General features: G+C 57.7%; 26 protein-coding genes. 24 read left to right on the top strand and 2 right to left on the bottom strand.

Going from position 1 to position 23733, the window contains the following annotated elements:
• Positions 1–10 precede the first annotated feature (10 nt).
• The 7 genes from RBB44_RS17550 to RBB44_RS17520 all read left to right on the top strand — a co-directional run bounded on the left by RBB44_RS17550 (position 11) and on the right by RBB44_RS17520 (position 6955).
• On the top strand, positions 11–628 hold the full coding sequence (locus RBB44_RS17550) for a DUF3486 family protein (protein WP_306148921.1): 618 nt from the start codon (positions 11–13) through the stop codon (positions 626–628).
• The gene (locus tag RBB44_RS17545) at positions 625–1995 is read left to right on the top strand and encodes a terminase large subunit domain-containing protein (protein WP_306148920.1); all 1371 of its coding nucleotides are present in this window, start codon (positions 625–627) and stop codon (positions 1993–1995) included. The genes RBB44_RS17550 and RBB44_RS17545 overlap by 4 nt, the downstream gene beginning before the upstream one ends.
• Positions 1995–3563: a DUF935 domain-containing protein gene (locus tag RBB44_RS17540; protein WP_306148919.1), complete on the top strand. Its 1569-nt coding sequence runs from the start codon at positions 1995–1997 to the stop codon at positions 3561–3563. The genes RBB44_RS17545 and RBB44_RS17540 overlap by 1 nt, the downstream gene beginning before the upstream one ends.
• Positions 3564–3565: 2 nt before the next feature.
• Positions 3566–4351: a phage minor head protein gene (locus RBB44_RS17535; RefSeq protein ID WP_306148918.1), complete on the top strand. Its 786-nt coding sequence runs from the start codon at positions 3566–3568 to the stop codon at positions 4349–4351.
• Positions 4352–4627: 276 nt separating this feature from the next.
• A complete protein-coding gene (locus tag RBB44_RS17530; protein ID WP_306148917.1) occupies positions 4628–5587 on the top strand; it encodes a DNA cytosine methyltransferase in 960 nt (319 codons plus the stop codon).
• A gap of 67 nt (positions 5588–5654) precedes the next feature.
• Positions 5655–6557 carry a NaeI family type II restriction endonuclease gene (locus tag RBB44_RS17525; RefSeq protein WP_306148916.1) on the top strand — a complete coding sequence of 301 codons (903 nt, stop codon included), beginning with the start codon at positions 5655–5657 and terminating at the stop codon, positions 6555–6557.
• Positions 6542–6955 (top strand): very short patch repair endonuclease, encoded by a 414-nt coding sequence (locus RBB44_RS17520; RefSeq protein ID WP_371932279.1) that lies wholly within the window; start codon positions 6542–6544, stop codon positions 6953–6955. The genes RBB44_RS17525 and RBB44_RS17520 overlap by 16 nt, the downstream gene beginning before the upstream one ends.
• A gap of 59 nt (positions 6956–7014) precedes the next feature.
• Here the strand turns inward: RBB44_RS17520 and RBB44_RS17515 are convergent, their stop codons facing one another.
• Together RBB44_RS17515 and RBB44_RS17510 are read right to left on the bottom strand one after the other, a co-directional pair.
• Positions 7015–8049, bottom strand: a complete 1035-nt coding sequence (locus tag RBB44_RS17515; protein ID WP_306148915.1) for a DUF262 domain-containing protein — start codon at positions 8047–8049, stop codon at positions 7015–7017.
• Entirely contained in the window at positions 8039–8635 is a 597-nt protein-coding gene (locus RBB44_RS17510) for a hypothetical protein (RefSeq protein WP_306148914.1), read from the bottom strand. Before RBB44_RS17510 ends, RBB44_RS17515 begins: the two co-directional genes overlap by 11 nt.
• A 120-nt stretch (positions 8636–8755) precedes the next feature.
• Between RBB44_RS17510 and RBB44_RS17505 the strand changes: the two genes are divergently transcribed.
• The 17 genes from RBB44_RS17505 to RBB44_RS17425 all read left to right on the top strand — a co-directional run bounded on the left by RBB44_RS17505 (position 8756) and on the right by RBB44_RS17425 (position 23669).
• On the top strand, positions 8756–9853 hold the full coding sequence (locus tag RBB44_RS17505; protein ID WP_306148913.1) for a phage protease: 1098 nt from the start codon (positions 8756–8758) through the stop codon (positions 9851–9853).
• Entirely contained in the window at positions 9850–10233 is a 384-nt protein-coding gene (locus tag RBB44_RS17500) for a hypothetical protein (protein WP_306148912.1), read from the top strand. The genes RBB44_RS17505 and RBB44_RS17500 overlap by 4 nt, the downstream gene beginning before the upstream one ends.
• A gap of 52 nt (positions 10234–10285) precedes the next feature.
• Entirely contained in the window at positions 10286–11266 is a 981-nt protein-coding gene (locus RBB44_RS17495) for a capsid protein (protein WP_306148911.1), read from the top strand.
• A 4-nt stretch (positions 11267–11270) separates the two neighbouring features.
• Complete coding sequence (locus RBB44_RS17490; RefSeq protein ID WP_306148910.1) at positions 11271–11618, top strand: hypothetical protein; 348 nt, start codon at positions 11271–11273, stop codon at positions 11616–11618.
• A 21-nt stretch (positions 11619–11639) separates the two neighbouring features.
• On the top strand, positions 11640–12071 hold the full coding sequence (locus RBB44_RS17485; protein ID WP_306148909.1) for a gp436 family protein: 432 nt from the start codon (positions 11640–11642) through the stop codon (positions 12069–12071).
• A gap of 3 nt (positions 12072–12074) precedes the next feature.
• A complete protein-coding gene (locus RBB44_RS17480; protein WP_306148908.1) occupies positions 12075–12674 on the top strand; it encodes a phage virion morphogenesis protein in 600 nt (199 codons plus the stop codon).
• A complete protein-coding gene (locus tag RBB44_RS17475) occupies positions 12671–13099 on the top strand; it encodes a hypothetical protein (RefSeq protein WP_306148907.1) in 429 nt (142 codons plus the stop codon). The genes RBB44_RS17480 and RBB44_RS17475 overlap by 4 nt, the downstream gene beginning before the upstream one ends.
• Positions 13096–13245 carry a hypothetical protein gene (locus RBB44_RS17470; protein WP_306148906.1) on the top strand — a complete coding sequence of 50 codons (150 nt, stop codon included), beginning with the start codon at positions 13096–13098 and terminating at the stop codon, positions 13243–13245. Before RBB44_RS17475 ends, RBB44_RS17470 begins: the two co-directional genes overlap by 4 nt.
• A 3-nt stretch (positions 13246–13248) precedes the next feature.
• Complete coding sequence (locus RBB44_RS17465; RefSeq protein ID WP_306148905.1) at positions 13249–14172, top strand: phage tail tube protein; 924 nt, start codon at positions 13249–13251, stop codon at positions 14170–14172.
• Positions 14173–14180: 8 nt separating this feature from the next.
• Positions 14181–14519, top strand: coding sequence for a hypothetical protein (locus tag RBB44_RS17460; protein ID WP_306148904.1), 339 nt, complete (start codon positions 14181–14183; stop codon positions 14517–14519).
• A 65-nt stretch (positions 14520–14584) separates the two neighbouring features.
• A complete protein-coding gene (locus RBB44_RS17455) occupies positions 14585–14890 on the top strand; it encodes a DUF1799 domain-containing protein (protein WP_306148903.1) in 306 nt (101 codons plus the stop codon).
• Positions 14887–16896, top strand: a complete 2010-nt coding sequence (locus tag RBB44_RS17450; protein WP_306148902.1) for a phage tail length tape measure family protein — start codon at positions 14887–14889, stop codon at positions 16894–16896. The genes RBB44_RS17455 and RBB44_RS17450 overlap by 4 nt, the downstream gene beginning before the upstream one ends.
• A 4-nt stretch (positions 16897–16900) precedes the next feature.
• Positions 16901–17527: a DUF2460 domain-containing protein gene (locus RBB44_RS17445; protein WP_306148901.1), complete on the top strand. Its 627-nt coding sequence runs from the start codon at positions 16901–16903 to the stop codon at positions 17525–17527.
• A gap of 133 nt (positions 17528–17660) precedes the next feature.
• On the top strand, positions 17661–18545 hold the full coding sequence (locus RBB44_RS17440) for a DUF2163 domain-containing protein (protein ID WP_306148900.1): 885 nt from the start codon (positions 17661–17663) through the stop codon (positions 18543–18545).
• Entirely contained in the window at positions 18542–18997 is a 456-nt protein-coding gene (locus tag RBB44_RS17435; RefSeq protein WP_306148899.1) for a peptidase P60, read from the top strand. Before RBB44_RS17440 ends, RBB44_RS17435 begins: the two co-directional genes overlap by 4 nt.
• Entirely contained in the window at positions 18997–22947 is a 3951-nt protein-coding gene (locus RBB44_RS17430) for a glycoside hydrolase/phage tail family protein (protein ID WP_306148898.1), read from the top strand. Before RBB44_RS17435 ends, RBB44_RS17430 begins: the two co-directional genes overlap by 1 nt.
• Positions 22944–23669: a DUF2793 domain-containing protein gene (locus RBB44_RS17425; RefSeq protein ID WP_306148897.1), complete on the top strand. Its 726-nt coding sequence runs from the start codon at positions 22944–22946 to the stop codon at positions 23667–23669. Before RBB44_RS17430 ends, RBB44_RS17425 begins: the two co-directional genes overlap by 4 nt.
• The last annotated feature ends 64 nt before the right edge of the window (positions 23670–23733 follow it).

Raw genomic sequence — 23733 nt, 5'->3', positions numbered from 1 at the left:
GGGATTATCGATGCCGCCTCCAGACCCAAAGACACGCAAAGGCCGCGGCCGTCTCTCCTCTATAGATCTTCTGCCGGCCGAGGCTGATCCCGACATTCAATGGGCGGTCGAGCAGCTGGCCGCGCGCCAGCGCACACAAGCCGACATCCTGTTTGAGTTCAATGACCGGCTGGCGGTGATCGGCTGCGAGCCAATTTCATCGTCCGCCTTCAACCGCTATTCGACCCGGCGCGCCGCCACCTTGCGCAAGCTGGCAGAAACCCGCGAGATCGCAGCAGCCGTCACAGAGACGCTTGGGCCCGAGCGCGGTGATGATGTCACCGTGATGATCGTCCAGCTTTTAAAAGAAACCATCCATGCGGTTCTGGAAGGCGGCAACATCAGCACCAAGGGCGTGATGGAGCTCGGCCGTGCCCTGCAGTCCGCTGTGTCAGCCCAGAAACTTTCCAGCGATAATACCCGTGCGCTCACTGCCGACACCAAGGCCCAGCTCGACAAGGCCACGAAGGTAGCGGCAGAGGGCATTTCCGCGATTTCCTTCGAGGTCAATGGCGAAGACGTCCTGAAAAAGATCCGGGAAGAGGTCTACGGGATTTTCGACCCCGCACAGAAGGCCGACAAAACATGAGGCCAGCTGTTCCCCTCTATGGCTATCAGCAGGATTGGCTGCTCGACAAAAGCCGTTTCAAGATTGGGATGTTCGCCCGCCAGACCGGCAAGACCTTCACGACCACGCTGGAAGTGGTCGATGATTGTTTTGAAGCCGCCGTCAACCAGAAGCGCCAGCGCTGGGTGATCCTGTCGCGTGGGGAACGCCAGGCCCGTGAAGCCATGGATGAAGGGGTCAAGCTTCATGCGGCCGCCTATGACATGAGCTTTGAAGCCAGTGAATGTGATTTCCAGGGACAAGAGGGAACCTACCGGGCCTTGGAAATCACCCTGCCCCATGGGTCGAAGATCACCGCTCTTCCGGCCAATCCGGATACGGCCCGCGGCTTTTCCGCCAATGTGTTCCTGGATGAGTTTGCCTTCCACAAGGACAGTGCCGCGATCTGGAAAGCGCTCTTTCCAGTGATCTCCAACGGCTGGAAACTGCGGGTGACCTCAACACCCAATGGCAAGGGCAACAAGTTCTATGAACTGATGACGGCAGATGGCAGCGCCTGGTCGAAACATCACGTTGATATCTACCAGGCTGTCGCGGGAGGCCTGCCGCGTAACATCGATGAACTCCGCGAAGGCCTTGCCGATGAAGATGCCTGGGCACAGGAATATGAGCTGAAATGGCTCGATGAAGCCAGTGCCTGGCTTTCCTATGATCTGATTTCCTCCGTCGAGGATGATCGCGCGGGCGATCCGGAGCGTTATGAGGGCGGTGTCTGTTACATCGGCCGGGATATCGGCCGGCGCAACGATCTTCATGTGATCTGGGTCTGGGAACAGGTCGGAGATGTATTTTGGGAACGGGAACGGGTTGAACAGAAACGCGCCACCTTCCGCGCCATGGATGCCGAGTTCGACCGGATCATGCAAAGTTACAGGGTCGCCCGCGCCTGCATTGACCAGACCGGCATGGGCGAAAAGGTGGTCGAAGACGCGATCCTGAAACACGGCAGCCGGGTCGAAGGCGTTTTGTTTACGCCCGGCAACAAGCTGATCATGGCGACTTCAGCAAAGGACCGGTTTGAGGACCGGTCCGTGCGCATCACCATGGGCGACACGAAACTGCGCGCCGATCTGCACAAACTCAGGAAAGTGACCTCGCCCACCGGCGCGCCGCGCTTTGTCGCGGAGCGCGATGATGATCATGCCGACCGGACCTGGGCGGCGTTTTTAGGCATTCATGCCGCCGAAAATGCTGGCACTGAGTATGACTATGTTCCGGTATCGCCGCATCCCAGCCGCTTTGAAGAACCAGCGGATACGAGTGCGGCCGGCGCGCCTGAAGAGACATTCCGCATGGCAAGTCAGCGCCGCACACGGGGGATTGTCTGATGGCCCAAAAACCTCAGCTGGTCGATCAATATGGCCGTCCGATCTCAACCAGTGACCTGAAAAAAGAACAGGCCGGTCCGGAGATCGGTGCTATCCGGCGCAGTTATTCCCTGCATCCGGCCGCCGGTCTGACACCGGCGGGACTGGCAGGCCTGTTGCGCTCCAGCATCGACGGCGATCCGGAACGGTATTTGGCGCTCGCCGAAGACATGGAGGAGCGCAATGAGCACTATGCCGGGGTGCTCGGCATTCGAAAGCGCCAAGTTGCGGGCCTTGAAATCACCGTAGATGCGTCAAGTGATGCAGCGACAGACACAGCCGCTGCCGACCTTGTGCGTGGCGTCATTGAACGCGATCAGTTCCGCGATGAGCTGGTGGATATTCTGGATGCACTCGGCAAAGGCTTTTCCGCCACCGAAATCCTCTGGGACACCTCTGAAGGCCAATGGCTGCCAAAGGCGTTCAAATGGCGCGATCCGCGCTGGTTCCGGTTTGATGACGACGACGGTGAAACCCTGCTCCTGCGCAACAACGCAGGCGACGAACCCTTAAAACCCTATGGCTGGATCACCCATTCCGCCAAGGCCAAATCCGGCCTTCCCATCCGAGGCGGCTTGGCGCGGGGTGCGGCCTGGTCGTTCCTGTTCAAGTCTTTCACCCTGAAGGATTGGGCGATCTTCTGTGAGGCCTATGGCCAGCCCTTACGGCTCGGCAAGTTCGGGCCCGAAGCGAGCGAGGACGACAAGGCGAAGCTGCAGCAGGCGGTTGCCAACATCGGTGCGGACTTTGCCGCGATCGTGCCGGAGGCGATGGCGATCGAGTTTGTCGAGGCCAGCCTCACCGGCTCCCATGAGCTTTATGAAAAACGCGCCGACTGGCTGGACCGGCAGGTCTCCAAGCTGGTGCTGGGCCAAACCGCCACGACCGATGCGATCGCCGGCGGCCATGCGGTTGGCAAGGTGCATGACGAGGTTCGAGCCGATATCGAAGAAGCCGATGCTCGCCAGGTGGCAGCGAGCCTCAACCGGGATCTGGTGCGCCCGCTCATCGACCTCAACCTCGGACCGCAAAAAGCCTATCCGAAAATCCGGATCGGCCGTCCGGATGAGATCGATACCGATGCACTGGTCAAGAATGTCGTGGCGCTGGTGCCGCTGGGGCTCAAGGTCGGCATGTCGACCATGCGGGATCATCTGGGGCTGCCGGATCCGGACCCGGAGGAAGAGCTGCTGCAGCCGGTCAGGTCCGGGCCGGACATCAAGAGCGAAGAAAATGCGCAAAAGGCAAAAGCGCTCCGGACGGTTCCGGCCAGTCTTCAGAAATCCCCGGAGGATGCGATTGATCGGGCGGTCACCGATGTGCTGGACGATCAGGGCTGGGAACCTTTGGTCGGCCCTGTGATTGAAGGCCTGGATGACGAGCTGGCGGCTGCGGAAACCCTGGAGGAGGCACGGGCTGTTCTGGAACGGCGGATCGAAACCCTGGGTGTGACGGGATTTGCCGATACGCTCGCCCGGCTCAGTTTTGCTGCCCGGCTGGCTGGTGAAGTTGATGAGGATCTCAGCTGACCATGGTTGAGCTGGTCCCTCTGCCGCCGCGCGATGCGATCCGGGTGCTTCAGGCCCGGGGCAAACGGCTCGAGCCGAGCTTTGCCTGGCAAGAGGTCTATGCCGAGGAGCATGCGGCGATGTTCACCGTTGCCAAATCCGCAGGTCATGACATTTTGCAAGACATATGGACCGCGCTTCTAACCGCTTTTGAAGAGGGAGAAACCCTGGCAAGCTTCTCCCGCCGCCTGAAACCGCTGCTCGTGCGCAAGGGCTGGTGGGGAGACGCGATCGAGGTGGATCCACTCACCGGAGAGGAAGTGCTTGTCCGGCTTGGATCAATGCGGCGGCTCCGGACGATCTTCGATGCCAACATGCGGGTGTCTTATGCGGCCGGGCACTGGAGCCATTTCCAGCGCTTGAAATCCGCCCGGCCCTATCTGCGCTACCTGGCAGTCCAGGATGGGTTGACGCGGCCCGAGCACCAGAAGCTGCACAATCTGGTCCTTCGGATAGATGATCCGTTCTGGGAGATCCACGCCCCGCCTAATGGCTGGAATTGCCGGTGTAGCCTGCAGAGCCTGTCGGAGCGAGATATCGCGCGGCTCCAGGCGGCGGGTGAAGAGCTGCGGTTTGAGGCGCCTGCGATTACAATGCGGGCCTGGACGAATAAGCGGACCGGGGCAGTGCGACAAGTGCCGGACGGGGTGGATCTTGGGTGGGATTACAATCCGGGCAAGGCCGGGCATCGGGAGACGGTGAAACGGCTTGGGGCGGAGACTGGGGCGGGTTTCGGCGGCGTGGAATAAACGGGCGTGGAGGGCGTCGAAGCGGATTTGGGTATCACTGCCGCCAAAAACCGCTGGCGGAGATTCTCGGGTGTTTTAAGACAAGTCAAATTTGATGATGGCTTAACTGCGAATATGATGATCAAAAGAAACAGCACAATTGGTCGCGATGCAGTTTTACCATTGCGTGTTAGATTGTCTCAAAATAAGAACATAACAAGAACTCTTTGGATAGTGCTATTCACACCTTGAGTTGTTTGCCTGTCGTAGGCTGTATAGCATAAAGCGAGGATTCAAATGCTGACATCAGTTGAGCTCTGTGCAGGTGCAGGTGGACAAGCCCTTGGGCTAGAAAATGCAGGATTTGAGCACACTGCTCTTGTCGAAATCGATAAGCACTGCTGCAATACCCTTCGTCACAACCGCCCTGAGTGGAATGTACTCGAAGAAGATGTGAGGGTTTTCAAGGAACAAGCGGTCGACTTCTCAGGAATCGACTTACTTGCTGGGGGATTGCCATGTCCGCCGTTTTCTGTTGCAGGCAAACAGCTCGGAGAGCAAGACGAGCGGAACCTGTTCAACGATGCAATCGATATCATTGATGCAGCAAAACCCCGGGCAGTAATGATCGAAAATGTCCGCGGCTTTCTTGATGCCGTGTTTCACGACTATAGGGAACGACTAAAAAAGCAACTGAAAAAACTCGGCTATGAAACAGATTGGCGACTGCTAAACGCATCAGATTTTGGCGTACCGCAACTTCGTCCGCGCGTCGTGATCGTGGCCATACAAAGGGAGAGAGCAGACTTCTTTGATTGGCCGGAACCAAACCCACACAACCCGCCAACAGTGGGTGAAACGCTTTACGATTTGATGTCCGCTCGAGGATGGCGCGGTGCTGAAGAATGGCGCGAACAAGCCGACGAAATTGCACCGACTATCGTTGGCGGATCTAAGAAACACGGAGGACCTGACCTGGGGCCCACTCGTGCGCGAGCAGCTTGGGCATCTCTTGGTGTCGAAGGCCGTACGATAGCTCCCGAGGCTCCTGACGCAACGCACAATGGAATGCCCCGCCTCACCGTCCCTATGGTCGCTCGAATACAGGGTTTCCCGGATGACTGGCACTTTACTGGAGCAAAGACTAATGCCTACCGGCAAGTAGGGAATGCATTTCCTCCACCCGTAGCTCAGGCAGTATCCACACAGATTGCAAAGACCCTTCGGAAGCGCGTTTTGCATGCAATGAGCGCTTAGCCTATCGAATCAGCAGACTCTATGAAATGCTGCTCTGATACGTTGTAGTCTCAGAGGCACCTGAATTTTGAAAAAGAATATTCCGGAAAGTATAGTTCTCCCGGGGCACCGAGATTTTGAAGTTTTATCTGAGATTGCAAATGACATTACCTTGCGGGCAGGCGGTTCGAAAGCCTTAGCCCAAAAAATTCCATTGATGCTCAGAGAATGCATAGATGCTGTAATCGAAACACCGCGCACGGGTCGTCGCTCATATGACGAACTCGAAAAGACCGAGAAAATCTATATTGGTACGCGTGTAGAAATTATGCTGCGCTCTATTTTGAAGTTACCAAAAGGCAAATTAGATACAGTTATTTGTGGCTATGACGTAGATATCAAGAACACAATGAAAACGGATTGGGAAATACCAAGAGAAGCAATTGGTCATCCTTTGATTTTGGTTGCTGCGGACGAACAAAAAGCACAGTGCTATCTTGGTCTAATCATTGCCAGACCGGAGTATCTGAACCCAGGTCGAAATCATGATAAAAAAAGGAAATTCAAAGCCTCAGAGTGGGAGAACATATTCTGGTTACTTAAAAACCATCCCTATCCTCCGAATTTTTGGCGCACCGTGCCTAGTGATAAGATCGAGCGGATTTTTGCTGGTTCCACAGGTAATCAGCGGGTGACTACGCTGTTTAGAGAGGTGTTGGGAGTTGTTATCACGAGAGATGTTGTAGATGCGGTTGGTATGCAGCTGGATAATACTAGACGCCTCAGAGCTGACGATGGTAAAGGCACAAGAGACGATCTTGCAAAAGAAGGCATCGCGCTGCTCTCCGGTGACCGCCACACGCCGCTGATCGTTAAACTTGGTTTGCCAAAATGTTCAGGCAGCGAATGGATTTCATACAAACCAACGAATGCAGCTGAAGCCGATCTGTGCAGACAGGCCGGAATCAATTTAATATGGCCGACAATCTAACCAAAGACCGCCGCAGCGAAAACATGCGGCGCATTAAGTCGAAAGACACAAAACCAGAGATGATTGTCCGTCGGCTCGTCCATGGGCTCGGGTTTCGTTACCGGCTCCATCGGAAAGATTTGCCCGGGAAACCCGATCTTGTCTTTGGACCACGCCGCAAGGTGATATTTGTACACGGATGCTTCTGGCACCAACATGACAATGCCGATTGTTTAGATAGCAAGACGCCGAAATCCAATACTGCATACTGGGAGCCAAAACTTCGCCGAAATCTGGGCCGTGATCATGAGGCGCAGCAACGCCTCGTATCTGATGGGTGGCAAGTTCTTGTCATCTGGGAATGCGAGACCAACGACACAAAACACCTCTCAACCAGACTAAAAAACTTCTTGATCTGATATGCCCGTTCAAAATAATCAATAGATATAGAAATTTAGCGCCAAGCACCGATCCGGAATTAAGCGCCTTTAATCCACGACAGGAGGCCTGTGATCCTCTTCTCCCGGCTGCTACGGCTGCGAGTGCGCGAACTCGCTCCCTCTCTATATTGCTCAATGTCCGAATTAGGATTGACGCCGTTGTCATATGCCTCAGCAAATGAACTTAGCTTTCCGGGAATGCGCCCCATATCTACTTCTTGAGCGCGGCACATGGCCTCTACGCAGAAGAGACTAAACAAATGCACAGGCTTTGTAAAAAGCCTTCTCACTGAATGATCCACAAAGTATACATCGATAAACTTCTTAAAATAGCCTCTTACTAGACTGACATCCTGATCACTCTCTTCATAGACGTCGTTATATAAGTCATAAATTTCGTTTACCGTTTTGGTATTCTCTTCGACCAGCCCCCGCCGCAAGAAAATCAAAAGACTACTCGTAAACTCAATATCCGCCATCCTCCGTATTTGATGTTCGGAAAATACCTGCATACTCTTAAATTCCGCCATGTCGGCTATGCGCTCTGCGGTGTTGATGAATTCACCGTTGAACTCTGCATTGCGGATTTCTTGCGGGTTCAGAGACTTGTCGGTTTCATTGAGACGGGTGAACACCGAACGAATTTCATCGATAGTAATATTGCTCGGAATGGTCCGCATGTTCAGCACATAGTCCCAAAACAGACGTTTTGTTTCTGATTTGAGATCTTTCCAAAAACAATTGCAGTATTCTGAGTCTTCGTGGTCTAGATACCGATTCGCCAAGCTCCATTCATTAGAGACAAATTGCATCATTGTGGAAATTCGCTGCTGCCCATCCACAATGCTATGGCGCTGTTTTCCAGTTTCAGGGTCGGCAGGTTGCTGCCAGACATAAACTTCTGGCATCGGAAATCCAATGAGTATTGTCTCGATTAGTCTAACTTTTTGCTTCTCTGTCCATACTAGTTTTCGCTGAAAATTGTTATCAACAAAGTAATCGCCTGACCGAAAACCGTCCACTAAAGAACTGACTGTAGGGCGTGTCGTTTGAATAAGGCTGTTAAGTGTCATTTTCCAATTTCCTTTGGAGCGTCTCAATGCCAAACGCGTGATAGCTGAGTGCCGCATCCCAATCCGCATAAATACGATACTTTAAAGACCGGCTGATGCCGGTTCTTAAACCTACTTGGACCGCCATTTGATCCAACATCCGGGCGATATTTCGCAAATAGGATGTGTTGTATCTCTCTTCCGCCAACAATACTACAAATCGCCGAAAAACATCGCTTTGATGGCGACCTTTAATCCATGTATAGCCGTTGTAGTAAGCTTCTCTGAAGGCTTCCCATGTAGTTACGAAAAGTTCATCATCAACAATGACTACATCTAGATCGGAATCCTCGTTAAATGGCCTAAAATACTTTTCTGGCTTTGGGCTTAAACTGTAGCCATATTTTGAGCTACCAACCAATGAAACGTTTTCTGAGTGAATTCCAAGTTCACTCGATATTATTTCCCTAAAACTTTGATAATTGCCATTAAACGGAGCACCAATTTCACTTTCAAACAGCCACATACTGTCATCAAAGAGGAAATCCGTGCAAAAGTCTTTTGGATCCGACTCTTTTATTAGGTCTTTTAGTTCACATAATTCCATATAAAGTCGTTCTTTTTAAATATTTTCGAAAACGTACAACAATAGAAATTGTCGGCTTATGATGTGGCCCCCTCCCCGGGGGAATCGTTCTATCTCGCCTTAGTTGCGATGGTTACACCCATGGCAACCACCGTCAACAGTCCCGATCCTGAGACTTCCCTGTTCGCCGCCGCTGATAGCATCGCGGTCCCAGCTGAACCATCTGCCTGGATCAAGCTCCTTCCCGCCGGCTCCTTCACCTGCCGGGATGGCCGCGGGCCGTTCCATGCCGGTGACGTAGCCGCACTCGAAGCCGTCCTCGCCCAAACTAAGCAGCATCTCGCTGCTACCGACATGATGGTCGACTACGATCATCAAAGCATTTTAAGCGCTGTTGAAGGTGTCGGCGGCACGGCAAAGGCCGCCGGCTGGATCAAAGCCTTCGAGATCCGTGACGATGGCATTTACGGCCAGGTCGATTGGACCGACGCCGCCAGCGCCGCGATCAAGGCCCGCGAATACCGCTATATCTCGCCGCTGTTCACCGTCGAAAAGTCGTCCGGCCGGGTGATGGCCCTGCGCAATGCGGCCCTCGTAAACATGCCCGCGCTGGATCTTGAAGCGATCGCCGCCCGTTTCACGCCATCACACCTCCCCCATTCCAAGGACTTTCCCATGGACCAGATTGCCCTTGCGCTCGGCCTTGAAGCCCAAGCGAGTGAAGCCGATATCCTCGCCGCAATTGCCAAGCAAACCTCCAATCTCGAGGCCCTGGCGCTGGCAGCCGGATTTTCCAAGGACAGTTCTTTTGAGGCTATCGCTGCTGCAATCAAGACAGCACAGGAAAGCTCCGCGCCCGATCCTGCCAAATACGTTCCCATTGACCAGGTCGCGGCGATGCAGGCCGATCTTGCAACCCTCAAATCTAGCCTTGCCGAAGACAAGGCCGAAGACCTGGTCACGGCGGCTATTGCAGACGGCAAGCTGTCCCCCGCCCTGAAAGATTGGGGCCTGGAACTTTGCAAGACAGATCCGGCCCGGTTTGAGGCTTTTGCCGCTTCCGCGCCGCAACTGACCAGCGCCCAGCTGGGTGACAAGAAACGCGAGGAAGCCTCAGAGGCACGCGATCCGGTTGAGCTCGCTGCCGCAGCAAGCGCCCATCAGGCCAAGCTCGCCGAAAATGGCCAGGTCATCGACATTGCCGCCGCCGTTTCCGCCATCCAGGAGCAATCATCATGATCCCGAGTTTCATCCGCTCCCATGAGGCAACCGCCGACGTTGATCCCTATCGCATTGTGGCGTTTTCCGATGTTACCTCGTCCCGCAAGGCGGCCATGGCCGCCAGCAGCACCGCCCCCCTGATCGGTGTTTCGGACAAGATGGGCGCGTCCAGTGGCGGCATGGCCGATATCATCCGCGCCGGCCTTGGCGGTGTTGAACTCGGCGGCACGGTGTCCGCCGGTGATCCGCTGACGTCCGACGCCAATGGCAAGGCGATTGTCTGCATAGCGGCAGCCGGGCAAACCCGGCGCATCATCGGCTTTGCCGAGGAACCGGGTGTGGACGGTGACATCATCGATGCCTGGATCATGCCGGGCCTCTTCCACGAACCGGTCTGACGGGGCCGAACCCGTTCCCGCGTTTCTTTCCTACTGACTTTTTGAGGACACCATGGCTCCCAATCGTCCGTTTACCGTCGATCCGATCCTGACCGCGATCGCGATCGGCTACCGCAACGACCGCGCGTCGCTGATTGCCGACGAAGTCCTGCCGCGCACACCGGTCGGCGCGGAAAAATTCGCCTGGACCGAATATCCATTGGATGAAGCCTTCAACATTCCAGACGGCAAGGTTGGCCGGCGCGGCCGGGTTCAGCAGTTGGAATTCGGCGGCACGGAAAAAACCGACGAGGTCGAAGACTACGGCTTCGAGTCACCCATTCCTTATTCCGACATCGATGCAGCTTCTGAAGCGCGCAGCCGCAAAGTCTCCACCTTCGATCCGGAAGGTCATGCGGCGATGATGCTGACCGACACGCTCCTGAACGTCCGGGAAGTCCGGGTCGCCTCCATGGTGCACAATCTGGCAAATTATTCCGCCGACAAACGCATCACATTGTCCGGTACCGATCAGTTCAACGATTATGCCAACTCCGATCCAATCGGGATCCTGAAGACCGGCATTGAGTCCACGCTGATCTTCCAGCCCAACACCATGGTGATGGGCCGCGCTGTCTGGTCGAAACTCTCCTCGCACCCGAAGATCGTCAATGCGGTGAAAGGCAACCTCACCGAAGAAGGCATTGTCTCACGCCAGCAGTTCTTGGATCTCTTTTCCGGGGAAGGCATTTCCAAAATTCTGGTCGGCGATGCCTGGTACAACACGGCCAAGCCGGGCCAGAGCGCCAATCTGGCGCGCGCCTGGGGCAATCATATTGCCATGATCCATCTGAACCCGATCGCCAATCCGCAGGGCGGCGGCATCACGTTTGGGTTTACCGCACAATATGGGACCAAGTTCTCCGGCCGGATCGAGGACCGCGATGTCGGCCTTCAGGGCGGTGTGCGCATCCGGACCGGCGAGCGGGTCAAGGAGCTGATCGTTGCCAAGGATGTTGGCTACTTCATTCAGAACGCAGTTGCGGGGTCTTGATCCGATGGCTCCACGCAAAGGCAAACAGACTGCAGCACAACAAACGGCCCAACAGAAAACCGCGCCTGCCGTATCTGCCCAAAAACAAGATCCGGTGGCGCAACAGCTCCAGGCGCAGCCGGGAGCTGCCCCGGACACCGTACCTGCTGCTGCACCGGCGACACCACCGGCACTAGTCCCAGCGAAACCGGGGGCAAAGGCAGATCCGGCCGTGGCCTCGGACCAAGTCATCGGCGTTGTGATGTCGCCGATCCGGCACGACGGCATGGCCTTTGCGATTGGCGACCCGATTGCGTTGGAAGCATCGGTTTTTGCTGGCCTGGAAAAGGCCGGTGTTGTCAAACCCGATTGATCGGCCCCCTCGGAGTTACAAATGGCCTATGCGACCCAGCAGGATCTGATTGAACGGTTTGGCGAAGAGGAGCTGATCCAGCTGACCGACCGGACCAATCTGCCGGCCAGCACCATCGATGCAAATGTGGTGGCAGCAGCACTTTCCGATGCGGAAAACCTCGCCAACAGTTATCTCGCCAAACGGTTTCAGCTGCCACTCGAGCCTGTCCCGGAGGTCCTGACCCGGACCATCTCGGAGATCACCCGCTATTTCCTGCACGGAAGGCGCACAGACAAAGATGATCCGGTCACCCGCGATTACCTAAAGGCACTTGCATGGCTCAAGGATGCCGCCAAAGGCCTGGTGGAACTGGACGTAGCAGGCACTACCCCAGATCAGAGCGGGAATGGCCAGGTGCAGTTCGAAGCACCAGACCGGGTGTTTTCCCGTGGCGCGCTGGCGGGGTTCTAGGCTATGTTTGGCGTTTCCTCTGCCATCACGATCGAAGACACGCAAGTCAATGCAGCCCTTGCCCGGGTTGAGGCTGCCGGCGGCGATACTCTTGCCCTGATGCAGGAGATTTCCGGCGCCATGCTGTTTTCGGTCCAGCGGCGCTTTGAAACACAAACCGATCCGACCGGGCGGCCCTGGAAACCGCATGCGCCAAGAACGGCCCGCGCCCGGATCAATCGTAAACGGCGCGGCAACCAGGAAGTGACGCCGAAGCTTCTGCGCGACAGCAACCGGCTGTACCAGTCGATCGTGGCCGAGGCTTCAGAGATGGAAGCGGCTACCGGAACCAATCTCATCTATGCCGGTATCCACCAGCATGGCGGCAGCATCACGCAGTATCCGCAGAGCCGGAAAGTGAGGTTCCGGAAAGTAGGCAATCAGTTCCGCTTTGCCCGAAAGGCGCACAAACGTGTCAGCGAAAGGCCGGTCACATATGGGCAGCGCACCATCGTCATTCCGGCGCGCTCTTACCTCGGATTTTCTGAAGAAGACCGCGCCGAAATATTGGCGATCGCCGATGCACATTTTGAAGCTGCGGCCGAAAGAGGCGAACCCTCATGAGCGTCGTTGCCTCTATCATCAACCGTTTAAAGGAAGCTGGAACGCCCTTTAAAGAAGTGGCCGGTGCGATCGAATTTGCCGCGATCGAAAAGCGCCGGCGCGCGGTCCCGGCTGCCTATGTGCTGGTTGCCGAAGAAGCTGGCAGCGACAACAGCCGGTCGACAGGCGGTTTGCTCCAGGAGCTCGCCTCAGACATCGCGGTCATTCTTGTGACCGAGAACCTCACCGATGGCCGGATGTCAGCCGCAGCTGGTGATATCGAAACCTTGAAAGCCTGGGTGCGCTCCAAGCTGATCGGCTTCGTCCCGGCCGGTACCGACACCGAGCTGATTTTCATCTCCGGCAAGCTGCTGAAGGCCAGATCGGGAACCGTCTGGTTCGAAGACCTTTATGGCGCGACCTCCTACCTGGAGCACCAATCATGAGTGAGGCAAAGAACGGAGCACGGACTGGCGGCCGTTACTGTCGGGATCCGGAAACAGGTGAGCTCAAGAAGCTGAAGCCTGATGAGCTTCCAGTTGCTGTGGCTAACGGCAAGGCCGAGCCCCGAAAACGCGGCAAGGAGACCTAATCCATGCGCAAGCACCGGAAGCTCGCCATCTTGGCGAAGATCGAACCGGTTTACGGCACCGACAGCGTTCCGACCGGGGCCGCCAACGCGATTCTGGCGACCGATGTCACCCTGACACCACTTGCCGGAGAGGACATCAATCGGGATCTGCTGCTGCCATATCTTGGCCATCAGGGGATCGAGCTTGTCGGCAATTATGTGCAGATGGAGTTTTCGGTCGAATGTGCCGGGGCCGGGGCGGCCGGGACCGTGCCTGCTTATGGCGCTCTTCTGCGTGCCTGCGGATTGTCGGAAACGATCACACCCTCCACTTCGGTTGATTATGAGCCGGTCTCGGACGGTGAAGAAAGCGTCTCGATCTACTTCAACCAAGACGGCGTCCGGCATGTGGCGCTTGGTTGCCGTGGGTCTTTCCAGTTGGACATCGCGCCGAAGCAGATCCCCCGTTTCCGCTTCCAGCTGATGGGTCTGCTCGGTACCGTCACGGACAGTGCCTTGCCCACTGCCGATGTGACCGCTTTCCAGAAACCGGTGCCGGTCTCAAATGCCAACACCAGTTTTTCGCTGCATGGGGCTGCGCGGATCTCCGAGCGGGTATCGTTTGATCTCGGCGTCGACGTCGTCCCGCGTTTTCTGATCGGCGATGAACGCATCCAGCTGGTCGACCGGCAAACAACGGGTTCGGCCGTAGTTGAAGCCAAGGCGATGGCTGCCGCCAACTGGTTCGACATTGCCCAGGCCAAAACCACCGGGGCTTTGCAACTCATCCACGGCACGGTGGCGGGGCACATCGTCCGACTGGACGCGCCGTCTGTTCAGATAGGCCGCCCGACGATGGGCGAGACCAACCGCATTACCAACTATGCGCTGCCGCTGATTTTCCAGCCTCAGGCCGGTGACGACGAGTTCACGCTCAGCATCAGATAGGAACCATCATGAACTTCCAGATCTGTGATCCTTATTCGTTTTGGTGGCCGGTGACAGTCTCCCTGCCCGACCCGGACAGGCCTGGAGAACTCAGCCAGCAGGATTTTGAGGGCAAGTTTTTGATGACCAGCCACGAACAGCTGGCAGAACTCGAAGCAGAAGGCCAGGAGCAGCTGATCTCAACCATTCTGACAGATTGGCGGAACGTGGAAGATGCGGGTGGCAATCCAGTCCTCTTCAGCGAAGAAGCCCTTGGTCAGTGCCTGCCCTTCCAGCATTTCCGGATCGCTGTTTACCGGGCCTATCTGTCGGCTTTGAACGGCCAGGCCGCGCGCATAAAAAACTGAAAGAGGCCGCCCGCGCCTGGGCACAGGCGTGGCGCGGCCTGTCCGATCCCAGCAGACCAGCCGAATTGGACACCGAAATCGCCGATGAGTTCCGGGCGCTCGGCCTGGAGCTTCCCGGTGAGCCCCTAAACCAAACGGAGACTTTTGAGGTCATGCGGTCGAACTGGCACAGCGTTTCTGCCTTTTTAAGCCTGGAAACCCAGTGGCGGATGCTGGCTGGCCCGGCTGGCCTGGTCTGGACCGGGCTCGACTACCGCGCAGCAGCTGCCGCCTTCAAAGGCCGGAGCCGGCACGCTTGGGCCAAACTTCTCGCTGATCTGAAAATCATGGAAGACGCGGCCCTGCCGATCCTGAATGGGGAGCGGCCATGACACTCAACCTCAAAATGCTGGCAACGCTGGATGCGAGCGGTGTGAAAACCGGAGCTCGTGAAAGCCTGCGCGCAATCTCCAGCATTGGCGATACCGCCGAAAACACGTCCACCGATCTTGGCAAACTCTCTTCAGCAGCAACTGCTGCCGCTCAAGCTGCCCGAGCGCAAGGAAACGCCTTCCGGTTCTCCGGTCAGCAAGCGGCCAATTCGAACCGGTTGGCGGCGCATGAAGTCAATGTCCTGGCGCAGCAGCTTTCCGATGGTGCCATCCAGGTCGCCAGCGGCCAATCTCTCTTCACAGCGATCCTGCAGCAGGGCAGCCAGGTTCAATTCCTGCTCGGCTCCAAGGGTGTCAACTCCATTGGCGGTTCCATCGCACTTCTAAAACAGGGATTAATCGGCTTTTTAAACCCGATTAATCTGGCGGTTGCCGGATTGGCAGCCGGGGCGGCCGGAGCTGCTGCACTTTACAATGCGATCGCCGCAGATGACAGCGCGACAGATGCGCTGGAAGCACAAGGTGCGCTGATCGAGGCGCTTGCCGATCGCTATGACGAAGTTGCGGCTGCGCTCGACAGATTACAGGACCGGCCGAGCATCGCCGGGATCGCCCTTGATCGGGATGAGCTGGAAGAACAGCGCCGTCTTTTGACCAGCATGATCGGCGACATCGAAACCAGCATTCTGCGCAGCTTGCGGCTAGAAGCCAATGCGCTCTCGGCATTGGCCGAACCTTTGACAGACTATGCCTCCAGTGTCCGGGAGTTTCAGAGGGAGCTGAGGGCAACCGCAGAGGAATTTGCAAACACTGAAACCAGTGCCGAAAGCCTGATTGCGCGGCTCCTTGAACTCGCGCAGACAGCGCCAGACACAGAAGCAGAAGCTGCAATCCGCACCATCATCCGCGAGGCTAGAGGTGCCGATGACGGGTTGCTGCAGCTCATTGGCCGGTTGAATGAAGTGGAGGCCTCCCTGCGCGGCATTGGTCTAGAGGCGACCGCACTCGGCAATATCGATGAAGCGGCGAATGCGAGAATAGGCAGCACCTTCGGGATTTTTGAGGAAGCAAACGCCCTAGACCGCTTGCGATCCCAGCTCAGGCCGCGCCGGTCCGAATCCAGTGATCTGGAACGCCAGCGCGAGCAGGTTGAGAGATTTCTGGCAACACAGGATCAGACACTTGAACGCCTGCGGCTGGAAACCAGCCTGATCGGCGAAAGCGAGGCCGCACGCCGACGGGCGATCGCTGCTTTGGAGGCAGAATTCCAGATCCGGGAATTTGGGTTGGATCTCACCTCCAAGTCGGCTGAAATTCTGCGGGACAACGCCAGTGCAATCCTGGAAGAAACCCAGGCCCTCGAAAACCAGCAGGAAGCCTGGGCGGCCGTACAATCAGCTGGTGAAGCTGCTCTCCGCTCGATCACCAACAAACTCGCCAGTGGTGATCTGACAGGCGCCCTATCTGCGCTCATTTCCCAGGTGTCGCAACTCGGGTTACAGCTGGCAGCGATCAACCCGCTGTCCAACAGTCTGTTCGGCACGAGTTACCCGACGCTTGGGTCAGTCGGCGGGTTGTTTGGCGGCGTCTTCGGTGGTGGGTCTTCGCTGACGTCTGCGCTCGGTGCTGCCACGCTGAACCTTTATGACGGCGGTGGTCCGACACTTAGCGGCAATGACACTGACATCGCCGGTCTGGTGCACCGCAACGAATATGTCTTTGACGCCAAGTCGACACGGAAGATCGGCGTCAATACCCTGGAAGCTCTGCGTCAGGGCGCTCTTCGCGGCTATCAGGACGGCGGCCTGGTCACAACGTCCGCTTTTCCAGCACCGAGATTGACGCAAACCCAAACGGCAAGAAGCAAACCCGGTCCGGTCCAGCAGACCGGCGACACGTTCATCATGAACATTACGACGCCAGACATTCAAAGCTTCCGGGCGTCCCGGTCGCAGCTCGCCGGGGAGTTTGCCCGCATGACTGTTCGCGGAGGCCGGAACGGATAACGCAATGGCCGACTTTGACGAGATCCAGTTCCCGGAAATTGTGGCGAGAGGCGCGCAAGGCGGACCGGAGCGGCGCACGGAAATCGTGGAACTGACGTCAGGCTTTGAAGAGCGCAACACACCATGGGCGGACAGCCGGCGCAAATATGATGTTGGATCCGGGATCCGGCACCCGGATCATCTTGCCGCCGTGGTGGCCTTCTTTGAAGCAAGGTCCGGACGCCTCAGAGGTTTCCGCTTCAAAGACTGGTCAGACTATAAGTCCTGCCTTCCCTCCGACAGCATATCTCCGACGGATCAAGTTCTCGGGGCAGGAAATGGATCGACGACGGTCTTTCGGCTCACCAAGGCCTATCATTCAGGTGGACGAACCTGGAACCGGACGATCTCCAAGCCGGTCGACGGGACGGTTACGATCGCGATCGACGGCACGCCGCAGGCCACTGGCTGGTCGGTGGATCTGACAAGTGGCCAGATCACTTTCGACATTGCCCCAGCCTCAGGCACGATCACGGCCGGGTTTGAGTTCGATGTACCCTGCCGTTTCGATACGGACGTCATCCAGACCAATCTCACCAACATCCGCCTCGGCGAGATCCGCGCCATTCCAATCGTGGAGGTGCGCGTATGAAAGGCTTGGTTTTGTCTTCACGGGTGCACCGCGCTTTGCGATGCCCTCCAGACAGGGCGGACCATCAGGTCCGGCGCGCAGTCGCGCTTGCGGCCCGATCGCAATGCGCTACGGTTCTATTGGAGGGCTATTCATGAAGACCGTGCCGACCCCCATGCAAGCCAACCTGGACAGCCGTGCGACCACCCATTGCCGCCTCTGGCGGGTGGAACGGCGGGATGGTGCGGTTTTTGGGTTTACCGATCACGACCGGTCCCTAACTATCGATGGTCTCACCTATGAAGCGGCCACCGGGTTCACCGCCACTTCGATCGAAACCAGCCTGGGCCTTGCCGTCGACAATCTGGATGTCGAAGGCGCTCTCTCGTCCGCCACCATCACCGAAGATGACATTGCCCGCGGGCTTTGGGATGACGCGGAGATCGAGATCTGGCTGGCCGACTGGACCGAACCATCCAACCGGTTGCTTGTGCGCAAGGGCAATATCGGCGAGATCACCCGCGGCCCGACCGCTTTCCTGGCGGAACTGCGCGGTTTGGCCCACCGGCTCGGGCAACCTTACGGCCGCCAGTTCGACCGCAACTGTTCCTGGGAGCTCGGCGATCACCGCTGTCAGGTATCGCTGGCGGCCTGGACCTTCTCCGGTGTGGTTGTCGAGGGTTTTGATCTTCTGAGCTTCACCGCCTCAGGCCTCGATGACAAAACAGACGGTCTCTTCCGCCATGGTCTTCTGACTTGGGCCAGCGGCGGCAACGCAGGCCGTCACATGGAGATCAAACGCCATTCAAACGCGCGTGGCACCGTGACCTTCGAACTGTCCCTTCCGATGGCTGACAGCATTGAAACAGGCGATGCATTTACGGTTCAGGCCGGATGCGACAAGAGTTTTGCCACTTGCCAGGCCAGGTTCGGCAACGGGATCAACTTCGGTGGGTTCCCGCATATTCCCGGCAACCAGGTGATCATCGGCTTTGCGGACAAGGATGACTTGAACGATGGCGGGAGCCTGTTCAGATGAGGATTTCTGTCTCCCGTCCCGATGTCGTTGCAGCGGCACGCACTTGGATCGGCACACCCTATGTCCATCAGGCGAGCTGCAAAGGCGCCGGTTGTGATTGCCTTGGTCTCTTGCGCGGCGTCTGGCGTGATCTCTTTGGCAAAGAGCCGGAACAACCGCCGCCTTACACACCGGATTGGGCGGAACGTCACCGCGCAGAAACTCTGCGGGACGCTGCAAGCCGTCACCTGGTGCCGATTGACGTGGAAGAAGCTGGTCCGGGCGATGTACTGCTGTTTGCGTTCAAGGAACACCTTCCGGCTAAACATTGCGCGCTGCTGACTACCACCATCGATGATCCCGCGGGAAAAATCATCCATGCGCATGAAAACCTGCCCGTTGCCGAAGTGGCCTTGTTTGACGGCTGGCGCAGAAAAATCCGCTTTGCTTTCCAATTTCCGGGGGTGGTTTGATGGCGACACTGGTTCTGGGCGCCGCCGCAACGGCCTTTTCCGGCGCGATCGGCGCCGGCGCCTTTACCTCTGCATTGATCTCAGGCGCGGCAACGGTGGCCGGTGCCTATGCCGACAATCTGCTGGTCTCTGCACTGACGCCATCCAGAAAGACAGCGGTCAACGGATCGCGCATTGGCGATCTGCGCCTGCAGACCTCGACCGAAGGCGCGCCGATCCCGGATGCCTTTGGCCGCCTGCGGCTGGCGGGACAGGTGATCTGGGCGACCCGTTTGCGCATGGAGGTTGCGACCTCGACCCAGAAGGCCGGCGGCAAGGGTGTCGGTGGCGGCCAGAAAGTCACCACGACCACTTACCTTTATTATGGCAACTTCGCGATCGCGATCTGCGAAGGCCCGATTGTCGGGATTGGCCGGGTCTGGGCCGATGGCAAGCTGCTAGACCGCTCCACCATGCCGCATCGGGTTTACCGGGGAACCGATGACCAGCAGCCAGATCCCCTGATCGAAACCAAGGAAGGCTCAGCACCTGCCTATCGGGGAACGGCCTATATCGTCTTTGAAGATCTGCCCCTAGAAAACTTCGGCAACCGCATTCCACAATTCGAGTTTGAAGTCTTCCGCCGCCTTGGTGGAGTCGAGGAAGACGTTCAAGGCATGGTCGTCATTCCCGGCGCCGGCGAATGGGTCTATGCCGATGAACCAGTCCGGAAGGTCAATCCAGACATCGAAGGCGCCAGTGAGGCAGAAAACACCAACAACCAGGTCGGCGGGACCGACTGGGCCGTTGCACTCGACAATCATTCCTTCACCTGCCCGAATGTGACCTCCGTTTTGCTTGTGGTGGCCTGGTTCGGCACGGACTTGCGCTGCGGGCACTGCCAGATAAGGCCGGGGGTCGAGTTCGGCACGGGCAAGGACACCACACCGCTGACCTGGGCGGTGCATTCGGACACCCGTGAAACCGCGCTCGAAATCTCCCGGGATCCGCAAGATCCGGCCCGGCCGGTCTATGGCGGAACCCCGTCCGACCAGACCGTGGTGCAAGCCATCCGGGATCTCAAAGCCCGCGGTTATGATGTGATCTTCTATCCGTTCATCCTGATGGACGTGCCGCCCGGCAATGGCTTGCCCGATCCTTATGGTGGAGCGGAACAGGCGGCTTATCCCTGGCGCGGGCGCATCACCTGTTCCCCGGCGGCCGGGCAACCCGGAACGGTCGATAAAACTGCAGCAGCTGTAACCCAGGTTGATGCGCTGTTCGGGACAGCGGCTCCTGGCCATATCAGCCTGTCGGTGGATGCGGACACGGATGCCGTTACCTGCAGTTATTCCGGTCCGGCCGAATGGTCGCTGCGGCGCATGGTGCTGCATTACGCCAGGCTCTGCGCGGCCGTGAATGCCGTAGACCCGGGCGCCGTCAGCACCTTCGTCATCGGCTCGGAAATGTTCGGCCTGACGCAGGTCCGGAGTTCATCCTCAACCTATCCGGCGGTGAGCCAAATGGTCAGCCTCGCGGGTGATTGCAAATCCGTCTTGGGCGGGTCCGTCGACATCACTTATGCGGCCGACTGGACCGAGTATCGCGGCCATGATCCGGCGGACGGCACCGGTGATTTTTTCTTCCATCTGGATCCGCTCTGGAGTTCCCCGTCGATCGATGCCGTTGCCATCGACAATTACATGAAATTGTCGGACTGGCGCGACGGCCGGACCCATCTCGATTTTCTGGACGGGACCAAGTCGATCTATTCGAAAGCCTATCTCGCCGGCAACGTCGAAGGCGGCGAGGATTATGACTGGTATTACGCCAGTCCGGCCGACCGCGATGCCCAGATCCGCACGCCGATCACGGACGGATCTGGCAAGCCCTGGGTGTACCGCACGAAGGATTTCAAGAACTGGTGGCTAAATCCGCACTATGACCGGCCGGGAGGCGTTGAAAGCGGATCTCCGACGGGATGGGTGCCGCAGTCGAAGCCGATCCTCTTCACCGAATATGGCTTTCCCTCGGTCGACAAAGCCACCAACCAGCCGAACGTCTTTGTCGATCCAAAATCCTCGGAAAACGCCTGGCCGTATTATTCGGCCCAGGAGCGGGACGATCTCATTCAACGGCGCGGCATTCAGGCGCTTCTGGACTATTGGGATCTATCCAGCGGCAACAACCCTGTCTCGGCCGTTTATGGCGGTCCTATGCTGGATCTTGGCCGGAGCCATTTGTGGACCTGGGATGCCCGGCCCTATCCGTCGTTTCCCTATTATCTGAACGTCTGGTCGGACGGCAACAACTGGCCCTATGGCCATTGGGTGCAGGGCAAATTCGGTGTTGTGGAACTGGCAGACCTTATCAAGCACATCTGCGCACAGGTTGGGTTTACCGCGATTGATGTCTCGCTGCTGGAAGCCACTGTCACCGGCTGGCTGCGGCCGGATCTGGCTTCACCCCGTGATCAGATCGAGGTCCTAGCTCAGCTCTACCGGTTTGATGCGGTGGAAAGCGAAGGCCTGATCAAGTTCATTCCCCGCGGCTTGGAACCGGAAGGTGAGATCGAAGAGGCTGATCTGGCCGCGCCCGACCGCCAAAACGCCGACTGGTCGATCACACGGGCTCAAGAGACGGATCTGCCGGTGCGGGCCATGCTCGTCTATTGGGATGCGGAGGGAGACTACCGCCAGACGAGTTCGGCGGCCGGACGGTTGGTGGCCTCGTCTGAACGGGTGACGCGGTTGTCGGCCCCGGCTGTCATCGACGCAGGCATTGCCGGCGGTATGATCGAAGACTGGCTTTACGGCGAATGGTCAGCGCGAGAACAAGCAGGATTTGCCCTGCCGCCCTCTTTGATCCGGTTTGATCCGGCAGATGTTATCTCGATCGGCATTGCCGGGAGAGCCCGCGACATGCGGCTCACCCGGATCATCGATGGCGGAGCTCGGCAGTGCGAAGCGGTCTCGGTCGACACGGCAAACTATCGATCCACCCGGACCGCTCCGCCGCCGCCCGCGCCGCCGCCACCCATTCCGACGTACGGGGAAGCGGTTCTGGAAGTGCTGGACCTTCCAGTGATTGAAGAGACGCAGATTGAACACCGGCCCTGGCTGGCAGGTTTTGCTGATCCATGGGCTGGCATCACGGTGCTGGAAGGAAACCGGATCGTTGGCCAGGTGGTTGCCCCGGCAACGCTCGGCGTCAAGACAACAGACCTCTATTCGGGAACGCCTTATCGCTTTGACCGGGAAAATTCGGTGACGGTCAAACTCGCCTATGGAACGCTGGCATCCGTCTCTGAAGACACACTCCTGGCCGGTCCGGAGAACGCGCTGGCGATCCGGAACGGCGATGGCGATTGGGAAATCCTGCAATTTGCCGAAGCGGACCTAATTGCGCCGCAGACCTGGAAGCTCTCCACTCTGCTCCGCGGCCGGCGCGGAACGGAACATGCCATGCGGGATCCGGTGGCAGCCGGCAGCCGCGTGGTGCTGCTGGATGAGGCGCTGATACAGGCGGATGTGCCACTGTCTGATCGCGGTGTTCTTCGGACTTGGGCCTATGGACCATCTCCCCTGCCCTCCACTGATACGGCCTTTAAGAACCGTTCAAACACCTTTGAAGCGGTGGCGTTAAAGCCGTTTGCGCCAGCGCATGTGCGAGGGCAGCGGGATCTTGCCGGGAACCTGACCATAAGCTGGATCCGGCGCACGCGGCGCAATGGAACATGGACAGGTGGCTCTGATGTGCCGCTCCATGAAGACAGCGAGCGTTATGACTTGGAGATCCTATCCGGATCCATTGTTGTTCGGACCATCACCGGACTGACAGCGACCAATCACACCTACACGGCCGCGGACCAGGTGGCAGACTTCGGCAGCGTCGAAGCGTCGATTGCAGTTCGTGTTTTCCAAGTCTCCGGCACAGTCGGCCGCGGATACCCCACGGAGGAAATCTTATGAGCACCACCGCCCGGCATAAACTCCCTTTGATCGCGGCATCTCAGGCGCAGAAGGAAATCACTCACAACGAAGCGCTATCAGTTCTGGATGCCCTTTCCCATTTGGCGGTACTTGATCGGGGTCTGACCGCACCACCGGCAGCCAGCGACGGCGACAGCTACATCGTCGCCAGTGGCGGGACCGGGGATTGGACCGGCCAAGACGGTAATATAGCGCATTACGCTGATGGGGCCTGGATGTTCCTGGTGCCATTTATTGGTCTGATTGCCTTCATTTCTGATGAAGGGACGTTGGCGGTCTACACGGCCACTGGTTGGGCCAATTATGGCGCCTTGCTCTCCCAAGTGGCTACACTCTCAAGAACACCGTCCGGTGCCGAAAGCCGGATGTGCACGGTGGAAGAAGAACTGTCGGGTTTGAGTGGCGCAAGCGTGGACACTACCATCGTTATTCCAAACCGCGCCGTCGTCTGGTGTGTGTCGACCCGGACAACCACAGCCATCACCGGGGCAACTTCTTATGACTGCGGTATAGCTGGGGAAGCGTCCAAGTTCGGCGGGTCGCTCGGGATTGCGGAAGGCTCCACCAATGCTGGGGTGATCGGACCGCAAGCGTTTTATTCAGATACGAATGTGCGCTTGAGCGCGAATGGCGGCAGCTTTACGGCAGGGGCTGTGAAGGTGGCGCTGCATTACCTGTTGCCGGTGGTGCCGCAAGCTTAAAGACACGGGCGGTCCGGACCCGAAAATCCGGACGGCGGGCCTCAATCGCCAAACCAAGAACCCG

Source organism: Roseibium sp. MMSF_3247 (genome assembly GCF_030733765.1).
Taxonomy (GTDB): domain Bacteria; phylum Pseudomonadota; class Alphaproteobacteria; order Rhizobiales; family Stappiaceae; genus Roseibium.
The sequence above is the reverse complement of the archived record's forward strand: the minus strand, read 5'-3'. Positions and strand labels throughout refer to the sequence as shown.